This window comes from Cupriavidus sp. YAF13 (genome assembly GCF_052113425.1).
Taxonomy (GTDB): Bacteria; Pseudomonadota; Gammaproteobacteria; order Burkholderiales; family Burkholderiaceae; genus Cupriavidus.
Genome location: NZ_JBFRDD010000007.1, coordinates 144,735 through 163,705 on the forward strand (window position 1 = coordinate 144,735; position 18,971 = coordinate 163,705).

Annotated in this window: 18 protein-coding genes; 6 read left to right on the forward strand and 12 right to left on the reverse strand. The window is 68.8% G+C overall.

The features are described 5' to 3' along the window. Nucleotides 1–15: 15 nt before the first annotated feature. The 5 genes from AB4061_RS08255 to AB4061_RS08275 all read left to right on the forward strand — a co-directional run bounded on the left by AB4061_RS08255 (nt 16) and on the right by AB4061_RS08275 (nt 6,118). Nucleotides 16–1,296, forward strand: a complete 1,281-nt coding sequence (locus AB4061_RS08255) for a hypothetical protein (protein ID WP_441632610.1) — start codon at nt 16–18, stop codon at nt 1,294–1,296. Then, the gene (locus AB4061_RS08260) at nt 1,293–2,336 is read left to right on the forward strand and encodes a glycosyltransferase family 2 protein (protein WP_441632612.1); all 1,044 of its coding nucleotides are present in this window, start codon (nt 1,293–1,295) and stop codon (nt 2,334–2,336) included. The genes AB4061_RS08255 and AB4061_RS08260 overlap by 4 nt, the downstream gene beginning before the upstream one ends. Next, complete coding sequence (locus AB4061_RS08265) at nt 2,333–3,505, forward strand: glycosyltransferase family 4 protein (RefSeq protein ID WP_441632614.1); 1,173 nt, start codon at nt 2,333–2,335, stop codon at nt 3,503–3,505. The genes AB4061_RS08260 and AB4061_RS08265 overlap by 4 nt, the downstream gene beginning before the upstream one ends. Then, nucleotides 3,499–4,839 (forward strand): hypothetical protein, encoded by a 1,341-nt coding sequence (locus AB4061_RS08270; protein ID WP_441632616.1) that lies wholly within the window; start codon nt 3,499–3,501, stop codon nt 4,837–4,839. Before AB4061_RS08265 ends, AB4061_RS08270 begins: the two co-directional genes overlap by 7 nt. Nucleotides 4,840–4,924: 85 nt before the next feature. Beyond that, a complete protein-coding gene (locus AB4061_RS08275; protein WP_441632618.1) occupies nt 4,925–6,118 on the forward strand; it encodes a glycosyltransferase in 1,194 nt (397 codons plus the stop codon). A gap of 53 nt (nt 6,119–6,171) precedes the next feature. On the opposite strand, the gene AB4061_RS08280 is transcribed toward AB4061_RS08275, so the two are convergent. From AB4061_RS08280 to AB4061_RS08335, 12 genes are all read right to left on the reverse strand, one after another. Next, nucleotides 6,172–7,434 carry a glycosyltransferase WbuB gene (locus AB4061_RS08280; RefSeq protein WP_441632620.1) on the reverse strand — a complete coding sequence of 421 codons (1,263 nt, stop codon included), beginning with the start codon at nt 7,432–7,434 and terminating at the stop codon, nt 6,172–6,174. Nucleotides 7,435–7,534: 100 nt separating this feature from the next. Beyond that, nucleotides 7,535–8,635: a glycosyltransferase gene (locus AB4061_RS08285; protein ID WP_441632622.1), complete on the reverse strand. Its 1,101-nt coding sequence runs from the start codon at nt 8,633–8,635 to the stop codon at nt 7,535–7,537. A gap of 1 nt (nt 8,636) precedes the next feature. Next, nucleotides 8,637–9,683 carry a GDP-L-fucose synthase family protein gene (locus AB4061_RS08290; RefSeq protein ID WP_441632624.1) on the reverse strand — a complete coding sequence of 349 codons (1,047 nt, stop codon included), beginning with the start codon at nt 9,681–9,683 and terminating at the stop codon, nt 8,637–8,639. Continuing rightward, a complete protein-coding gene (gene gmd / locus AB4061_RS08295; protein WP_441632625.1) occupies nt 9,676–10,896 on the reverse strand; it encodes a GDP-mannose 4,6-dehydratase in 1,221 nt (406 codons plus the stop codon). The genes AB4061_RS08290 and gmd overlap by 8 nt, the downstream gene beginning before the upstream one ends. After that, nucleotides 10,883–12,307: a mannose-1-phosphate guanylyltransferase/mannose-6-phosphate isomerase gene (locus AB4061_RS08300; RefSeq protein WP_441632627.1), complete on the reverse strand. Its 1,425-nt coding sequence runs from the start codon at nt 12,305–12,307 to the stop codon at nt 10,883–10,885. The genes gmd and AB4061_RS08300 overlap by 14 nt, the downstream gene beginning before the upstream one ends. 237 nt (nt 12,308–12,544) lie before the next feature. Beyond that, complete coding sequence (locus AB4061_RS08305) at nt 12,545–12,877, reverse strand: hypothetical protein (RefSeq protein WP_441632629.1); 333 nt, start codon at nt 12,875–12,877, stop codon at nt 12,545–12,547. Between the two features lie 496 nt (nt 12,878–13,373). Beyond that, on the reverse strand, nt 13,374–14,207 hold the full coding sequence (locus AB4061_RS08310) for an ABC transporter ATP-binding protein (protein WP_441632631.1): 834 nt from the start codon (nt 14,205–14,207) through the stop codon (nt 13,374–13,376). Continuing rightward, nucleotides 14,204–14,968: an ABC transporter permease gene (locus AB4061_RS08315; protein WP_441632633.1), complete on the reverse strand. Its 765-nt coding sequence runs from the start codon at nt 14,966–14,968 to the stop codon at nt 14,204–14,206. The genes AB4061_RS08310 and AB4061_RS08315 overlap by 4 nt, the downstream gene beginning before the upstream one ends. A 1-nt stretch (nt 14,969) precedes the next feature. After that, nucleotides 14,970–15,962, reverse strand: coding sequence for an ABC transporter substrate-binding protein (locus tag AB4061_RS08320; RefSeq protein WP_441632635.1), 993 nt, complete (start codon nt 15,960–15,962; stop codon nt 14,970–14,972). 86 nt (nt 15,963–16,048) lie between these two features. Continuing rightward, nucleotides 16,049–16,795 carry a GntR family transcriptional regulator gene (locus AB4061_RS08325; protein ID WP_441632637.1) on the reverse strand — a complete coding sequence of 249 codons (747 nt, stop codon included), beginning with the start codon at nt 16,793–16,795 and terminating at the stop codon, nt 16,049–16,051. Next, nucleotides 16,753–18,165: an AtzE family amidohydrolase gene (locus AB4061_RS08330; protein WP_441632639.1), complete on the reverse strand. Its 1,413-nt coding sequence runs from the start codon at nt 18,163–18,165 to the stop codon at nt 16,753–16,755. The genes AB4061_RS08325 and AB4061_RS08330 overlap by 43 nt, the downstream gene beginning before the upstream one ends. Next, complete coding sequence (locus AB4061_RS08335; RefSeq protein WP_174425783.1) at nt 18,162–18,353, reverse strand: DUF4089 domain-containing protein; 192 nt, start codon at nt 18,351–18,353, stop codon at nt 18,162–18,164. Before AB4061_RS08335 ends, AB4061_RS08330 begins: the two co-directional genes overlap by 4 nt. Before the next feature lie 477 nt (nt 18,354–18,830). Here AB4061_RS08335 and AB4061_RS08340 point away from each other — a divergent pair, with 477 nt between their 5' ends. Then, the gene (locus tag AB4061_RS08340) at nt 18,831–18,956 is read left to right on the forward strand and encodes a hypothetical protein (RefSeq protein ID WP_441632642.1); all 126 of its coding nucleotides are present in this window, start codon (nt 18,831–18,833) and stop codon (nt 18,954–18,956) included. Nucleotides 18,957–18,971: the final 15 nt, after the last annotated feature.

Below are 18,971 nucleotides of genomic sequence, written 5' to 3' on the forward strand. Positions count from 1 at the left end.
GGGAGCGGGACCGCCATGAAGCTGCTCGGATTCCTCGTCTATGCGGTGCTTTCGCAGGGGATCGGCGCGGTCACCGGCCTGCTGCTGGCCCGTTGGCTTGAGGTGGGCGACTACGCCATCTACACCGTGGTCGGCCTCATCATGGGCGCCATCGCCATCGTCACCAAGGGTGGCATCCAGCTTGGCCTGAACGCGCTGCTGGGCAAGACCTGGCCGGACCGGGAGCGTGCCGCGGAACTGGCCTGCGCGGCCATGGGCCAGCGCTGGAAGCTCTCCGCCTGGCTATTGCCGGTGGTGCTGGCGATCGCCGCGTGGCTGCTGTATCGCAACCATGCTGGCGTGCTCCTGATCGTGTTGCTGCTGGCGCTGTTGCTGACGACCTGGTACTTCGACATGCAATCGCGCGTCGTGGACCAGGTGCTGCTGTTTGCCAACCGCGCGCCCGCGCTGCAGGCGCTGGATACCGGCTTGTCCGTGGGCCGCCTGGTGCTGTCGTCCGCGCTCTACGCGCTGGGCCTGCTCGGCGTGCTGGGCGCGACCCTCGTCAACGTGCTGTTCGCGGGACTGCGCGTGCCGTTTGTGCGGCGCTGGATCGCGCGTGAGATACCACTGGCGGCGCACGCCGGCAGCGCGGGCAAGGCGGAAGACAGCCAATACATCGGCCGCATCATGCGGCGGCAATTGCCGCTGGAGGCGTTCTACTGCGTCCAGGGGCAACTGGTGTTTGCCATCGTCGCCTATCACGGCGCGGTCGGGCAAACGGCCTCGCTGGGCGCGCTGTCGCGCATCGGGCAATTGCTGATGCCGGTGGGCGCCGTGGTCGCCGCGTATGTGATTCCGCGCTTCGCGCAAGCGCGCGACGGCGTGCTGCGGCGCTTTGCCGGCTGGGTGGCGCTGGCTTGCCTGCCTGCCGCCGCGCTGGTGCTTCTTGCCGCGACATGGCCGGGGTTGCTGCTGTGGCTGGTGGGGCCGAACTACGCCTCGCTGGGCGCCGAACTGATGATCGCCTGCCTTGGCGCGGGCGTTGCCAGCGTGGTCGGCATCGCCTGGCAGTTGCTGGCCAACCGCGGCCTGAATCATTTTGCCTTCGTGCAGGTGCCGGTGGTGCTGGCCTGGTGCGCGGCTGCGCCGCGCTTTCTCGATCTCACCACGCTCGATGGCGTGCTGTGGTTCCAGCTCGGGCTGTCGTCGGGGCTGGCCGCGGCCATTGTCTGCGAACTCGCCGCGGCCGTGCGTGCCGGACGCCTGCTGCCGAGCGACGAGCGCCTTGCCCCCCATGGAGGAAGCACGCAATGAGCGATGCGCCCAGCGTTACGCTGATGGTCCCGACCTACCGGCGCCCGGACATGCTCCAGCGCTGCCTGCGGGCCGCTACCGCGCTCGTGCCGGCGCCGGATCAACTGATCGTGGTCTGCCGCGGCGCGGACGATCCCGACACGGCGGCGTGGCTGGCAAATACGGCGCAGGCTCGCTATCCGGCGTTGCGGGTAGTCAAGGTGACCGAGCCCGGCGTGGTGGCTGCCATGAATGCCGGCCTGCCGCACGCAACCGGCGAGCTGCTCGCGATCCTGGACGACGACGCGCTGCCGCGCGCGGACTGGCTGGCCCGCTTGCTGCCCCACTTTGCCGATGCCGCGGTGGGCGGCGCTGGCGGCCGTGATGTCGTGCGCAGCGCCGATGGCGCGCCACTGGCCGTGCCGGATGTGCCGCTGGCCGGCTATCGCGACGGCTGGGGCAGGATCATCGGCGAGACCCATCGGGTGTGCGGCGCGCCGCGCGCGGTGGAAACGCTCAAGGGCTGCAACTGGATCCTGCGCCGGGCGGCGCTTGGCACCGCGCGCTTTGACGAGCGGCTGCAGGGGCAGGGCGCGCAGCCCGGCAACGAGACGTGGATGTGCCAGATGCTTCGCCACGCAGGATGGCGCCTGGTGCTCGATCCCGGCGCCATCGTCGATCACTATCCGGCCGCGCGCTACAACTACGAGCGCCAGAGCTATGGGCGCAGGCGCTGTTTCGAAGAGACCTGCAACATGACGGCGATCTCGATGGCATACGCACCGCCGGCGATGCGCCTGCGGCTGGTGCTGTTCCAGCTGCTGGTGGGGTCGCGCAGTTGCCCCGGCGCTTACTTCCTGGCGCACAGCCTGCTCAAGCGTCCACGCAGCCTGCCCGGGCAATTGCTGGGTGGCTGGGGTGGTTTCGTGCAGGGCGTGCGCCTGGCGGGCACGCTGCGCATGCAGCCGCCCGGCCGGCCCACGCGCTGCGCCGGGCCGCCCGCGCAAGCCGTGCCCGCGGGGGCGAGGCTCGATGGCCCCCCACAGGGGAGCGAAGCATGAAAGCCCTCGTCACGCATCCCGGCCTGCAGCATTCGCACCAGATGGCACAGGCGCTTTATGAGCACGACATGCTCAAGCAATACTGGTCCGGTGTGCCGGTGCGCGCCCCGGGCGAAGCGCCGCCCTGGTGGCTGCCGGCCGGATATCGCGCCAAGGTGCGCGAGGTCGCCATCCCCAAGGCCCTGCGGCGGCACCCGGTGTTTTTTCCCGGTGTGCTCAAGCTTGGACTCAATCGCTATGTCGGCCGCTCCGGGTCGGCCTACGCGCACCGGATCTTCCATCTGTTCGACCAATGGGTGGCCGCCCGGGTGGAGGCGGTGCGCCCGGATGTGGTGGTCGCCTACGAGAACTCTGCGCTACGGACCTTCCAGGCGGCGCGGCGCATCGGCGCGCGCTGCGTGCTGGAGGCACCCTCCGTGCATCATCGCGCGGCCGAAGCCATGGTGCCGGTCGAGGACCGCACCTACCTTGCACAGATCAACGCGCAAAAAGATGCGGAGATCGCGCTGGCGGACATCATCATCACCTGCTCGGCGTTTGCCGCGCGTACCTACATCGACGCCGGCGTGCCCCCGGCCAAGCTCAAGCCGATCCTGCTTGGCGCAACGCTGCCGGACGGCGTCCGCCGCCAGCGGCTCGCCGGCGGCCCGCGCTTTGTGTTCGCCGGGGCGGTGCGCGTGGGCAAAGGCATCGACCTGCTGCTTGACGCATTCGCGCGGGTGCGGGAGCGGGTGCCGGAGGCGGAGCTGGTGCTTGCCGGTGCGCTAGTGGAGCCGGAGCTGGGCGGGCGCATCGCTGCCACGCCGGGCGTGCTTCAGCTTGGCGCGTTGCCGCAGCCGGCGCTGTTCCAGGTATTTGCCGATGCCGACTGCTTCGTGCTGCCGTCGCGCTTCGATTCCTTTGGCATGGTGGTAGCCGAGGCCCTGGCATGCGGCACGCCGGTGCTGCTCTCGGATCGGGTCGGTGCGAAAGAAATCATCGATGAATTCCCGCAGGCCGGGTGGGTGGTGCCGCTTTGCGCGGACGCGCTGTACCAACGCATGCTGGCCCTGGCGATAGATCGCGCGCAGCTGGAGCGGGCGCGCGCCCATGCCCGTAGCGCCGGGCAGAAGTACACCTGGGCGAGGTACCGCCTGAGTGCAGCCGAAACGGTAGGCGCGCTATGCTGAGCCATTCCCTTCCCTACGCGAAACCCGCCGTGCCAGCCCGCCGGGCGCGCGTCACCGTGTTCGGGCGGATCTTCATCACCGTCTTCGTGATTGCCGTGTTCGAGGGCGCCGCGCGCAAGTGGGTCTCGGATTCGCTCACCATGCCGCTGATCCTGCTGCGCGACCTGATGGTGGTGTATGCGCTGTACCACGCGGCGCGCTATTCAGGCTTTACCCCGGCGCGGCGCACCGTGCGCATGCTGCTGTGGTGGTCGGCCATTGTTTGCTTCTGGGGCTTGCTGCAGCTTGCTGCGGGCATCAACTCGCTGCCCATTTTCCTGATCGGCGTGCGCTTCTGGCTGCTGTACCTGTGGTTTGCCTACGCCGCGGCCGAGCTGCTCGAGGAGCAGGACCTGCAAGCCATCTCCAAGGCCGCGCTTGCCATGCTGCTGATCATGGCTCCGCTGGCACTGATGCAGCATTTTCAACCGCCGGAGAGTTTCCTCAATCGTCAGATCGAGGGCGATCCGGATACGGTTTTCCGCGTGACGGCCGACGTGGTGCGCACCACGGGCACCTTCTCGTTCACGCTGGGCTACACCTTGTTCCTGGCGATCGTCAGCCCCTTCGCGCTGGAGGCCGTACTGGGCGAGCAGAAGCCGGGGCTCTGGGGCAAGCTGCATTCGCTTGCGGTCATCGGCAGTCTGTTCATCGCCTCGCTGGTCAGCGGGTCGCGTTCGGCCATCCTGCTGTTGCCGATCGTGTTTGGCATCGCGCTGCTGGCAAGCTTGCGCTACGGCAAGGGAAAACGGCGCAGGGCGGCGGTGTCGTGGGGCATTGTTTCCATCCTCATGAGCGTGGTCATCGTGCTGTTCGTCAGCTCGGCGGTGGACGCGACCTTGGAGCGCTTCAGTTCCGCGGCGCAGATGGAGAGCTTCGGCGACCGGGTGGAGTCGATGTTCTTCGGTGTTAACGATATTTCGGCCGAGCAGAGCCTGCTTGGGAGCGGGCTCGGGCTTGGCAGCAACCTGGCCAACTACTTCCTGCAGACCGGCCTGCTGTTCGTGATCAGCGAAACCGAGACCGGCCGCGTCATCGGCGAGATGGGCCTGGTCGGCTATCTGAGCATCTTGCTCAAGGCGCTGATCTTCATCAACGGCATGTGGCGCGCATTGCGCGTGGCCAGGCGCACCGGCAGCGCTTTTCTCATCCTGATGTGGACCGTTGCCATCTTCGGGCTGACCTCCTGGCCGATAGTCGGGCAACTCACGGCCAACGCGCTTGGCTTCGTGTTTGCCGGCATTACGCTGGCGGCCACGCGGCAAGCGAGCCAACGCTTGTATCACCCCGGCTAAGCCCTGTCCCGGATCGGCATGACGAAATCAGGACAGAAAAAAACGACACGGCAACGACCAGCTATCCGCACACTTTTCAATCGCCATGAAAATCATCTTGTTGGGTCACCCCGCCTTCTTTGGCAGCCACAGCATGGACCGCTTTGCCGCGATGATCATCGACGGCATGCGCGCGCGCGGCCACCAGGCTGAACTATGGACCCCCGCCGCCGTGATGTGCCGCCTGCCGGCGCGCGGTGGGCTGCGAAAATGGCTGGGCTACATCGACCAGTACATCCTGTTCCCGATGCTTGCGCTCTGGCGTCTGCGCAAGGTCGACAAGGACACCTTGCTGGTGCTGGCCGATCATGCGCTGGGCATCTGGATGCCGCTGCTGCGCCATCGTCCGCACGTGGTGCATTGCCATGATTTCATTGCCTTGCGCACGCTCGCTGGCGAGTTCCCCGAGCACGGGCTTTCGGCCAGCGGGCACACCTACCAGTCGCTGATCCGTTGGGGCCTGTTGCAGGGAAGGGCGTTTATCGCCGTCTCCAACAAGACCATGCGCGACCTGCGGCGCCTGCATCCGTGCGCGCCCGAGGCCGCGTGGGTGGTCTACAACGGGATGAACTTTCCGTTCCACAGGATGGGCACCACCGAAGCGCTGGCCTGCCTGCAGCGCGCTGGCGTGCCGGCCGATCCGCAAGGCATGCTGGTGCATGTCGGCGGCAACCAGTGGTACAAGAACCGCGAAGGCGTGCTGGCGCTCTACCTCGCCTATTGCCGGCAGTGCGGCGAGCCGCGGGCGCTGTGGATGATCGGTGGCGATCCCACCGCGGAAATGCGCGAGCAGGGCCAGCGGGCAATCGCCTTTGGCGGCAGCGTGCGCTTCCTGACGGGGCTGCCCACCGAGGCGGTGCAGGCAGCCTACTCACTGGCCGCCGTGATGCTGTTTCCGAGCCTGGAAGAAGGCTTTGGCTGGCCCATCATCGAAGCCATGGCATGCGGCGCGCCGGTGCTGACCACCAACCGCGCGCCGATGACCGAGATCGGTGGCGACCAGGTGCAGCTGCTTGAACCGATGGCCAGCGGTGACATGGAAGGTTGGGCGCAACGCGGTGCGGACATGCTGGCCGCGATGCTCGCATGGCCGCAAGCGCGGCGCGCCAAGGTGGCCGCGCGCTCGATCGCGTGGGCCGGGAACTTCTCCGCCGAGAAGGCCATGGACCAGTACGAGAGCATCTATCTCACGGTGCTGGCAGCGGCTTCGGTGGAAGATCGCGTGTCGGTGGACGCCTGAACACCTGAACACCTGAACACCTGAACACCTGAACACCTGAACGGTGGCGTGTGCTATTCGCTGCCGAGCCCGGCGGTGCTGGGCGCGCCGGCGGGCTGGTGCCTGATCAGCGCGAACAGCGCCTTCTCCAGTTCGCCCAGCACCATGTCGCGGTCCAGGTGCTGCTCGGCCCAGCGCCGGCCCGCGTTGCCCAGGTGCGCGCGCAGCGCGGGCTGCGCCGCCAGCGTGTCGATGGCGGCGGCCAGCGCGGCCGCGTCGCCCGGCGGCACCACCACGCCGCATTGCGCAACCACGCGGCCAAGTTCCGTGTCCGGCTGCGCGGTGGCGACCACCGGGCGAGCGCTGGCCAGCATGCCGGTCAGCTTCGAGGGCATGACCAGGTCGGCGGCGCCGGCGCGTTGTGGCAGCAGGTGAACGTCGGCGGCGGCCAGCAACGAGGCAAACATGCCGGCGGGCTGCAAGGGCAGGAAGCGCACCTGTGGCAGCCCCGCGCAGGCGGCCTCCAGCGCGGGGCGCCCGGCGCCGTCGCCGCAGAAGATGAAGTGCAGGCGTTCATGGCCATCGAGCAGGCGGGCGGCATCAGCCATGACATCCAGCCCCTGCTTGGCGCCCATATTGCCCGAGTACAGCGCCACCACGGCATCAGCCGGGATGCCCAGCGCGCGGCGCGCCAGCGTGGCGCTGCCGGCGCCGATTTCCCTCAGGTTGACCCAGTTGGGCAGCAAGGCCGCGCGCTCGGGCTCCGTGCCCTTGCCGCGCGCCAGCGAGACCATGGCCTGCGAGATCGACGAGACCCGGTCAAAGCGCATCATCAACTGATGCTCCACGCGGTGCGCCACGCGGCGCAGCCAGGGCCGGCGGAGCAGCCCCAGCGCAAACGCCGCGTCGACCTCGTAGTCCTGCACATGCAGCCAGGTCTTGCAGCCGCTCCAGCGCGCGAACAGCAAAGCGGCCGGCGCGCACATCAGCGGGGGCTCCACCACGAACAGCACATCCGGGCGCCAGCGCAACTGGGCCATCAGGCTGGGCAGGCTGGCTACGGCAAAGCTTGCCAGGTGCAGCAGCCGCGCGATGCCGCCTGGCTTGCGCGGTACCCACAGCGGCGCGCGATACACCTCCACCCAGTGCCGCCGCTCGCGGCTGTATTGCCATGCGCGATAGCCCTCGCCCACGCGCCACGCCGGATAGTACGGCGGCGCGGTGACCACCCGCACCTCATGGCCGCGCGCGGCCAGCCACTCGGCCTGCTCGCAGGTGTACTTGCCGATGCCGGTCAGCTCGGGCGCATAGTTCAGGCAGTACATGAGTATCTTCATGGCAACGGTAGCGTCAGTGGCATCGATGCTCTGTATGGGTACGCAGCCGTCACGCCCGCTGCGGTGCGCAGGGTGCGTGCCGGCATATGCCGGCGTGCGCCTAGTCCGCGGCCATGATCCGCACGCAGCCAGCCGCCATGGCCCTGCCCGCGGAGGCAGGAGAGTCCTCCAGCGCGGCGGCCTGGCAGCGCTCGGCGGTGGCGGCGGCATCCGCAAAACGCGTGGGCACCTGCACCAGGCACCTGGCCAGCGCACCGGCGTCGCCCGCCTTGAAATACAGGCCGGTGACGCCGTCGCGTATCAGTTCGCCGGCGTCGTCGTTGTTTACGCTCACCACCACCGGGCAGCCATAGCTCAGTGCCTCGCGCACCAGCGGGTGCCAGCGCTGCGCGGCGTCGGGCAGCACCAGGCAGCTCGCCTTGCGGTACTCCACGGCGCAGTCGGCCGGCGCCATCGCGCCCAGGAAGCGTACCGACGGCCCCAGCCCGAGCGCGTCGGCCATGGTGCGCAGCCGGCCATAGGCGCGGCCGGTGCCCACCAGCGATAACGTCGCCGCCGGCCACGCCTGCCGCGCGCCGGCAAAGGCATAGAGCAGCAGCACCAGGGCCGGATCGTGCGTGAGCGCGCCAACATGCAGGAAATGCGGCGCATGCGGCGGCGCAGCGCGCTCGACCCGCTCGCGCCGTTCGGCGGCGGCATCGAATCCGTCCGGCAGCACGGCCGGCGGGCGGCAAGCAAAGATCTTGCACGGGGGAACGTCGGCGGCAATGGCGCGCGCGCAGCCGCGCTCGCTGCCCACGAAGACGCCCTGGCAATGGCGCAGCAATACCGCGTCTGCCAGTGCGCCAAAGCGCCCAGGCACGCTGGCAAAGGCGGCCCCGTGGAAGAAGGCCGCGCGCCGCCGCCCAAGCGCCATGCTGGCCAGCAGCATGGCCCAGTTCTCGAGCCGGCTCTGGCCCGCCAGCACCACCAGCGCGCCGGGGCTGAGCGAGATGGCGCGCATCTGCTGCAGGCAGCGCCTCCACAGGCCCGCATCCGCGCTGCCCGTGGGAAAGATGACCTGCCCGGGCCAGAGCGTGCCGGGACACGCTGCCGCGCCGTTGGCGGCCGAGGTAGCCGAGGTAGCCGACGTTGCGGACGCTGCGGACGCAGTGGCCTGAGGCCGCGCGCGCTTGCCGGGATGGCGGAGCAGGGGTTTCATGTCAGGCCTCCACGTGTTGTGCCGGTGCTGTGCCATGCGCCAGCCTTCCGCTCTGCAGCGCATCCAGGTAGGCCAGCCGCAGGCCGTCGCGCAGCGCCACGGCCGGTTGCCAGCCCGTGGCGGCAAGGGCCGTGCAGTCGAGCCGCTTGCGCGGTGTGCCGTCGGGCTTGCCGCTGTCGAAGACGATGTCGCCGCGAAACCCCACGGTCTGCGCCACCAGCCTCGCCAGCTCGCGCACGCTGACTTCCTCGCTGCTGCCCACGTTCAGGAATCCGGCCGGCGCGGTCTGGCGGTACACGTCCTCGGTCAGCGCCATCACATGCAGGCATGCCGCGGCCAGGTCGTCCGCGTAGAGGAACTCGCGCAGCGGCGTGCCGCTGCCCCACACCAGCACGTGCTGGGCGTGCGCCATGCCGGCTTCGTGGAAGCGCCGCAGCAGGCCCGGTATCACGTGGCTGTTGTCGGGGTGATAGTTGTCGCCCGGGCCGTAGAGATTGGTCGGCATCACGCTGCGGTAGTCGGTGCCGTACTGGCGGTTGTAGCTCTCGCACAGCGCAATGCCGGCGATCTTGGCCAGGGCGTAGGGGGCGTTGGTGGGTTCCAGCGGCCCGGAAAGCAGCGCGGCTTCGCTGATGGGCTGGGGTGCGAACTTCGGGTAGATGCAGCTCGAGCCGAGGAATAGCAGGCGCTTCACGCCCGCGCGCCAGGCTTCGTGGATGACGATGGCCGCGATCATCAGGTTCTGCTGGATGAACTCGGCGGGAAAGGTGTGGTTGGCGTGGATGCCGCCTACGCGCGCGGCTGCCAGGTAGACCGTGTCGATGCCCTGGGTGGCAAAGAACGCGCGCACCTGCTGCTGGTCGGTTAGGTCGAGCTCGGCGTGGCCGCGCGTGACGATGTCGGCCTGGCCGCGCGCGTCCAGCGCACGCACGATGGCTGAGCCGACCATGCCGCGGTGGCCCGCCACGAACACCCGCGCTTGCCGCGCTGGCTGGGACGCGGATGACGGCGCGGGGTCGCTTGACACTGCGGTGCTGGCTTCACTCATGATGGTCGTAGGCCCGGAAGCCAGCCAGCTTGACGAACGCATCGCGCCGCGCAGCGGCAAAGTCCGCTTGCATCATTTCCCGCACCAGGGCCCCGAAGCTCGTGCGCGGCGACCAGCCCAGCTGTTCGCGCGCCTTGCTGGCGTCGCCCAGCAACGTCTCGACTTCGGTCGGGCGGAAGTAGCGCGGATCCACCCGCACAATGATGTCGCCCGGCTTGCAGCGCGCTGCCACCGGGCAGGTGGCGACATCGACGCGGGCCACCACGCCCACCTCGCTGGCGCCCTCGCCCTCGAAGCGCACCGCGATGCCGAGCTCCAGGGCGGCCAGCTGCACGAACTCGCGCACGCTGTGCTGCTCGCCGCTGGCGATCACGTAGTCCTCGGGTTTGTCCTGCTGCAGCATCAGCCACTGCATTTCCACGTAGTCGCGCGCGTGGCCCCAGTCGCGCAGGGCCGACAGGTTGCCGAGATAGAGCGTGTCCTGCAGCCCCAGCACGATGCGCGCCATTGCCCGCGTGATCTTGCGCGTGACAAAGGTCTCGCCGCGCACCGGGCTCTCATGGTTGAACAGGATGCCGTTGCAGGCATACATGCCGTAGGCCTCGCGATAGTTCACCGTGATCCAGTAGGCGTACAACTTGGCGGCTGCATAGGGGCTGCGCGGGTAGAACGGCGTGGTCTCAATCTGTGGTGTTGCCTGCACCAGGCCGTACAGCTCGGATGTGGACGCCTGGTAGAAGCGCGCTTGCTTCTCCAGGCCAAGGATGCGCACGGCTTCGAGCAGGCGCAGCGTGCCCAGCGCGTCCGTGTTGGCGGTGTATTCCGGCTCCTCGAACGACACCTGCACGTGGCTTTGCGCCGCCAGGTTGTAGATTTCATCAGGTTGCGATTGCTGCACCACCCGCACCAGGCTGGCGGCGTCGGTCATGTCGCCGTGATGCAGGATCAGGCTGCGCCTGGGCGCTTGCGGATCCTGGTACAGGTGGTCGATGCGCTCGGTGTTGAACAGCGAACTGCGGCGCTTGATGCCGTGCACCTCGTAGCCTTTGGCAATCAGCAGCTCACACAGGTAGGCGCCGTCCTGGCCGGTGATGCCGGTGATCAGCGCGCGGCGCGGGCGTTGCACCCCTGCGCTGCCGGTGTTGCCGCTGGCCTCGGGCTGCAGCTCGGCGGTCGCGAGCCGGCCGATGGGTTCGAGCTCATGTGCGCCCATAGATATCTGCCATCCGGATGATGTCGTCTTCGCCAAGGTAGGAGCCGGACTGGATCTCGATCAGTTCGAGCGGGATCCGGCCGGGGTTTTCAAGGCTGTGCGCCTCGCCGATCGGGATATAGGTGGATTGGTCTTCGGTCAGCAGGTACTCGACGTCTCCGCGGCGCACGCGCGCCGTGCCGGAAACCACCACCCAGTGCTCGGCACGGTGGTGATGCAGTTGCAGCGAGAGCTTGGCGCCGGGTTTGACCGTGATGCGCTTGACCTGGTAGCGCGTACCGTGGTCCACCGCGTCGTAGGCGCCCCAGGGCCGGTATACCTTGCGATGCTGGGTGGCCTCGGGGCGGCCCTGGGCGCGCACCGTTTCCACAAGTTGCTTCACGTCCTGGCAGTGATCCTTGTGGACCACCAGCACCACGTCCGGCGTTTCCACCACCATCACGTCGTCCAGGCCGGCGACCGCCACCATCCGGTGCGAGGCGTGGACGAGGCAGCCCTGCGCGTGGTGCGTGACCACGTCGCCGATGGCCACGTTGCCATCGGCGGTCTTCTCGGCGGCCTTCCAGACCGCATCCCAGGAGCCCACGTCGCTCCAGTCGGCGGACAGCGGGGCCATTTGCGCGTCACGCAGGTGCTCCATCACGGCGTAGTCGATCGAGTCGGAGCGGCAGGCGGCGAAAGCGTCTGTGTCGAGCCGGAAGAAATCCAGGTCGCGGTGGCCGCGCACCATCGCCTCTTGCGCGGCCAGCAGGATGTCGGGGGCGAACCGCTCCAGCGCGGCGAGATAGACGGAGGCGCGGAACAGGAAGATGCCGCTGTTCCAGAAGCAGTTGCCTTCCTGCAGGTAGCCGGTGGCCATTTCCAGCGAGGGCTTTTCGACGAAGCGCGCGACCGGCAGCAAGTCGGCCGTATTGCTGGGCACCGCCTTGATATAGCCGTAGCCGGTGGCGGCAAACGTGGGCACCACGCCCAGCGTCACCACCACGCCCGTTGCGGCCACGGCGCTGGCCTGGCACACGGTCTGCGTGAAGGCGGCGCGGTCGCGGATCAGGTGATCGGACGGCAGCACCAGCAGCACCGGGTCCGCGCCGCCGCCGCGCGCTTGCAGCGCGGCCACCGCCGCGGCGGGCGCGGTATTGCGCGGATGCGGCTCGAGCACGATGGCGGACAGCGCACAGCCTGCCTCCCGCGCTTGCTCGGCCACCACAAAACGGTGCGCTTCGTTGCTGACCAGGATCGGGGCTTGCGCACCGGGAATCTCCCGCACCCGCAACAGGGTGTCCTGCAGCAGCGAGTCCTGTCCGAGCAGGCGCAGGAACTGCTTGGGATAGCCGTCGCGCGACAATGGCCACAGCCGCGAGCCCGCGCCGCCACACAGGATGACCGGTACGATCTGCTTGTCGTCTGCCATGGCATGTCTCCTTCACGCAGCACGAAGCCTGGCTCGCGTTCGTGGGGAGCCGGGTGACGGGTAGTGAGGTGACTGTACTGCCGGGCCGCGGGGGGGACTGTTGGCTAGCACACACTCGATGGCGCACTGGCGCGGCGTGCCGGGTGCGCTATGCGAGCACAAAAAAAGACGCCGTCTGCGCGCAAGGCGGGGACGGCGTATGTGGCTACCTTGCCGGGGTAAATCGGCTTAGCCGGCTTAGCGGGTCCAGTAGCCGGGCCGCATCACCCAGCCGCCGTGCGGGCTTTGCACCCAGCGCTCGGGCACATAGCGGTGACCGGGGCGTTCGCGTTGCCAGTAGCCGCCGCGCCAGGCATAGCTGCCGCCGTGGGCGTTCCAATGCCCCGGCACCCATGCCTGGCCGGGGCGGCCCTGCGGGCGCGGCTCATAGCGCGGCGGAGGCGGCGCGGGGCGCATGTGCGGGGTGCCGTGGTAGCCCGGGGGATAGGCCTGGGCCTGGGCCGGCGAGATCAGGCCAAGCGCGGCGCCGGCGGCAAGGGTAGTGAGGGCGAGCAGCAGTTGGCGTTTCATGGTTCAACTCCGGGGGGCGAGCGATGCATTGGATTCGGGGGCGGCGCGTGCGTGTTACCTGAGGCTGCTCAATAGCGGTCGTGGTAACGGTACGGCGGCGGGCCGCCACGCGGGGGCACCACGATGCAGGCGGACAGCAGGGCCGCTGCGGAGGAGAGCAGGACAACCAGGGCGATGGCGCGTTTCATGTTGGGGACTCCGTGACTGGCTTCGCGTTGAACATGGCCTCACTGTAGCCATCGGGCCCGCGCCGGTGTGCTTGCACTTGTAAGGCGCAATCACACTTTCAAGGGCCCCGGCTTCACCTTTGGCGAGGCATTCCGGGGCCTTGCGCGCCACCCGCCAGGCCTTGCCGGCGTTGGGCGTACGGGTGGTGGTGCGGGGCCGGCCGCAGCCTCGAAAAGAAAAGGGACCGTGGCCGGTCCCGTAATGTGGCGTTACATCGGAAATAATTCTCGCAAGGATTTGCCAGTGCAGCGGCCCGTTTGCGCGCGTCTCAGCGTGCCCGCACCTCGCGCTGGAACACCGTCAGCGCATGCGCGCGGGTGGCGATGAAGCGCGGATCGGCCACCGCCTGCGCATCGCGCGGGCGCGGCATGTCGAAGTCGATCGCCTCGGCCACGCGCGTGGGCCGGCGCGTCAGCAGCAGGATGCGGTCGGCCAGGAAGACCGCGTCTTCCAGGTCGTGCGAGACGATCACCATGGTGGTGCCCTCCGCCAGTTGCACTTCCTGGAGCTTGTCGCGAATGAACAGGGTGGTCTCGAAATCCAGCGCGGAAAAAGGTTCGTCGAGGAACAGCACCTCGGGCCGCGGCGCCAGCGCGCGCATGATGCAGATCAGCTGCTGCTGCCCGCCCGAGAGCTCATAGGGAAAGCGGTTAACGTCGAAGCGCACGTCGAAGGCGCGCAGCAGCTCCTCGGTGCGCGCCTTGGCCTGCGCCTCCGGCATGCCTTTGCGGCGCAGCGGGTAGGCCACGTTGTCGCGCGCGGAGATCCACGGCAGCAGGGCGTCCCGGTAGTTCTGGAAGACGTAGCCGATCACGGTCTGGCGCAGCGTCTTGCCATCGAACAGCACCTCGCCCCGGTCGAGGGGCAACAGGCCCGCCACCATGTTGATCAGCGTCGACTTGCCGCAGCCATTGGGCCCGAAGATCGAGACGATCTTGCCGCGCGGCAGGTCCAGGTCGAGATGCTGGTACAGCGGCACGCCGCCGAAGGCCTTGGACAGGCCGCGGATGGTGACATGGACCTCGCGCCCGGCCGGTGCGGCCACCAGCGGCGATGGCGGCGGCGCGTCGGCCACGCCGGCGCCCGATTGCAGGACTCTCATTTGCCGCTCCAGTGGACAAAGCGCTTCTCCAGCATGAAGAAGGCCAGGTTGAGCACGTAGCCGAGCGCGCCGGTGACCAGGATGGCGGCGTACATGCTGCGGATATTGAAGACCTGCTGCGCATCGATGATGCGGTGGCCAAGGCCCGTGTCCGAGCCGATGAACATCTCCGCCACGATCACGATCACCAGCGACATCGACACGCCGGTGCGCAGCCCGACAAAGGTCTGCGGCAGGCTCTCCATCAGCAGCACATCCTTGAACACGTGCCATTTCGATACGCCCATGGCCTGCACCGCCAGCACGCGCGTCTTCCTGGCGTTCATCACGCCATATGCGCTGTTGAACAGGATCAGCAGCACCGCCGCGAAGGCGGCAATGGCGATCTTGTTCGCATCCGACAGGCCGAACAGCAGCATGAACAGCGGGATCAGCGCGGATGACGGCGTGGAGCGGAAGAAGTCGATCAGGAACTCCACGCTGCGATAGGCCGGGACCGAGCTGCCCAGCGCCACACCCAGCGGCACGCCGATCACCGCGGCGATCGCGAACGCATAGAAGGTGCGCGAGACGGTGGCCAGCAGGTCCGCGCTGAAGGAACCGTCGGCAACGCTTGCGAACAGCACCCCGAGCGTTGCCGCCGGCGATGGCAGCAGCACCGGGTTGACCCATTTGGCCGACACCGCCGCTTGCCACAGCGCCAGCAGCGCCAGTGGGCCGATCAGCGGCAGCAGCCGCGGCGCCAGGTTGGATGCACGCATGTCAGCCCCGGTAGAGCATGTCCGCCACCGGCACCCGCCGGGCAAACAGCTTGCGGTCGTGGAAGACGTCGAAGAATTTCTGGAAGGCCTCGATATCGGCCGGCTTGAACTCGTTGTAGAGCGTGAAGCCGGGTAGCGGCACTTCCCTGGCCAGCTGGTCGTCGATGCTGGTGTAGCCCTTCAGGAAGGGGCGCACCTTGACGGGATCCTTGCGTACCATGTCGATGGCCTGGCCGTAGGCGGCGATAAAGCGTTTCGACAACTCGGGGCTGGACGAGAGGAAGGCCGAGGTCAGCGAAGCCGAGCCGCCAAACCACGGCAGGCTGGCGTTGCCCAGCACGTAGCGCGAGATCACGCCGTACTCCAGCGCGCGGCAGGTGCCGTTGAGCCGGCCCACGGTGCCGGTGGGTTCCAGCGTGTAGACCGCGTCGAGCTGGCCCGCGGCCAGCGCGGCCACGTGCTGGCCTACCGGCAACTCGACGGGTTTGACGTCGGCATAGCCGTTCTTCTCGAAGATCACCCTGGCCAGCGTCACGTTCTGGATGCCGGGGCCGCAGCCGATGCGCTTGCCCTTGAGATCGGCCAGGGTCTTGAACGGGCTGTCCTTGGCCACCAGGATTTCATCAAGCAGCAGTGTGGCGTTGGACGGGTTGGCGGCAAAGATCTTGCACAGGCCGGGCGAAGTGATCTCGCCCAGGCCCAGCGCCGCGGAAGCCGTGCCGTTGGCCGAGCCCTCGATGCGCCCGGCGATCATGGCCTCCACCACTTGCTGGGCGCTGGCGAACTTCACGGCTTCCACCTCCAGGCCGGCTCGCTTGAACAGCCCCGTTTCGATGCCCGCATACAGCGGGATGCCGCCGGCGATCGGCCAGAAGCCCAGGCGGATCTTCGGCGTCTGCGCGCGCACGATGGCAGGCGCGGCCAGCATCGCACCGGCGGCAAGGCCCTGGCGCAGGGCGAGGCGGCGGCGTGGGTTGAAGCGTGAATCGGTCATGGTGATCTCGCGGCTAAAGGAGTGGAGGGACAAAATCAGGAGACGCCCGGTAGCGCCGCGCCCAGGTGGGGCTATCGCGGTGCATGTCAGGCGCGCGCGCGCGCGCCGTCGGTGCGTATCGTCTGCAAGCGGTGCAGCGTGATCTTGCGCACTTCGGCGCGGCTTTCTTCAATATGGCTGGACAGCAGCAGCACGGCCTGCTCCGCGCGCTGGCGCTGGATCTCGCGCAGGATGGCGGCGTGCTCGTCGTAGGTGGCGGTCACGCGCGCGGCGTAGGTGAAATCGAGCCGGCGGATGATGCGGATGCGCTCGGTCACCTGCCGGTGCACGCTGGCGATTTCGCGATTGCCCGCCGCTGCTACCAGTGCCGCGTGAAAGGCCTCATCGTGCTGCGCCACCAGGCGGCCGTCGTCCAGGCGCGCGTTCCGCGGCACCTGCCAGAACTGCGCAAGCTGGGCCAGCGCGCCGTGATCCACCGTGGGCGTGGCGTGCGTGCACAGCATGCGCACGGCGTTGACCTCGATCAGCTTGCGCAGCTCGTAGAGCTCGTCGAAGCGTGTGAAATCCAGCGGCACCACCTCCCAGCCGCTGCGGAAATACACCTGCACCAGCGCGTCGGATTGCAGCCGCAGCAGCGCCTCGCGCACCGGCGTGCGCGACACGCCCAGGCGCTGGGCGATCTCGCCTTCGGTGAAGCGGTCGCCGGGAAGCATCCGGAACTCGAAGATGTCGTCGCGCAGCTGCGCGTAGACCGCTTCGGCGCGTGAAACCACACGGACCTCGGCGCCGCTCATGCCGCGGCCCGCGCGAGCAATGCGGATGGCCGCGGGCATGCGGCCACACCTGCGGCCTCCAGCGCCTGGGCGGCTGCAAAGGCCAGGTCCTCGCGCCACGGCGGCGCGATCAGTTGCACGCCTAGCGGCAAGCCGTCGGGGCCGGCCAGCGGCACCGTGAGCACCGGCAGGCCGATGCACGAGATGGGCTGGGTCAGCAGGCCCAGGCTGGCGCGCGCTGGCAGTACCTGGCCGTTGATGTCGATGCTCTCTTGCCCGGCCAGCGGCGCTGCCACCGGCGTGGCCGGGGCGATCAGCAGCTCGGCGCGCATGAAGGCGTCGAGCAGTTCCTGGCGAAAGGCCGCGCGCACCTGCTGTGCGCGCACATACCACGCGGCCGGCAGCACCAGCCCGGCAGCCAGGCGGTCGCGCGAGAGCGGCTCCATCTGCGCATACTGGTGCCGCAGATGCTCGCGGTGCAGGTGCCCGCCCTCGGTGCCGGTGATGACGAAGGCGGCCGAGCGCGCGGCCGCCGCGCCCGGCAGATGGATCACGCCCGTGGCTTCGAGCGCATCGGCCACGCGCTGCGCGGCGGCGCGCGCATCGGGGCCGGCCATGTCGTCGAAGTAGCCGCCCAGGCGTGCCGCGCGCACGCGCATCGGCGCCTGCCCGCTGACGGCTTCGAGCGGGCGGCGCGCGCAGGCCGGATCCCGGGCGTCGGCGAACTGCAGCATATCGTAGGCCGCCGCGAGGTCCGCCACCGAGCGTGCGAAGGGGCCGACGTGGTCCAGGCTGTGCACGAACGGATAGCTGCCGCGGCGGGACAGCCGCCCATAAGTGGGCTTGAGCCCGAAGATGCCGGTGAGCGCCGCCGGCACGCGGATCGAGCCATTGGTGTCCGAGCCTAGCGACAGCGGCACCAGGCCCGCGGCCACCGCCGCCGCGCTGCCGCCGGAGGAGCCGCCCGCCACGCGGGCCAGGTCGTGCGGATTGCGGCAGGTGCCCCGATGCGCGTTCTCGGTGGTGAAGCCGTAGGCGAACTCGTCCATGTTGAGCGTGCCCACCAGCACCGCGCCCGCCTCGCGCATGCGCGAAACCAGCACCGCGTCGCGCCGGGCCGGTGCGGCGCCGGCCAGCACGCGAGAGCCCGCCAGCGTGGTGAGGTCCGCCACGTCGAACAGGTTTTTCACGGCGTAGGGCACACCCGCCAGCGGCGGCAGCCGCGCGCCTTGGGCGCGCAGCGCATCGACGCGGCGCGCCTCGCCCAGCGCGCGCTCGCGCGTCACGGCGGTGAAGGCGTGCAGCAGCGGGTCGCAGGCCTCGATGCGCGCGAGCGTGGCGGTGGCCACATCCAGCGCGCTGCGCGCGCCGGTGTCGATGTCGCTGCGGATCGCCAGCGCGGAGTCGAACAAGGGTTCGCGCGCGTTCATGGCCGGTACACCGGAGCCGGCTCGTCGTGCGCATCCAGCGGGTGCGCCAGCATGGGTGCCGCGACCGCGGCCACGCGTAGGAATTGTTCGATCACGCGCGCCTCGGCGTCCTTGGGCAGCTCCAGCCCGTGCAGCTTGAGCGCGCTGCGGGCGTAGTGCGCCAGCGTCTCGTCGCAAAGTTGGGTCATGGCATTTCTCCGGGAGTTCGTGGGTCTCAGGCCACGGCCTGCAGGGGGCGCGCTGTGCGGCCGTTGTGCCCTGCTTGTATGCGATCTTGTATGCAAGCAATGGCTGTGCCACGTGCGGTGCGACGCGATGCACGGCGTGCGGCAGGATGCCACCCGCCGCGCTGCACCGCTTGGGGGCGAGGGTGCAATGCCAGGTGCGCACGCGCGGCGTGATTCACCGCGGCAGTGCGTGCGCCGCAGCGGCCTTGGTGCGCCTGCGTGTTGCGCCCGCGCTTGCATGCGCCACCTGGCGAAGCGTCAAGTGTCCCGTGCAGTGGCATGAACCTTGCGCGGAGCGCTTTGTCACGGGAGCGCGCGCGTGGTCATTCTGGCGATGCGCGCAACGATCCATGCTGGCACGCGGTGACATTGCCTGATGCATGCCTGAAGCGTGCCGGACGCGTCACCATCTAGTGCGCATGAACCTGCGGAGGTGCGATGCCGATCCTTCTTGTCGTGTTGGCGCTGCAGGCCCTCGTGCCGGGTGCTACGTCCTTTGCCGCGCTGGTGCGATACGACAACGCGCGCACCGCGGCTTGCACGCGGCTGGATGGGCTTCCCTGACATCGTCCGGCGCTA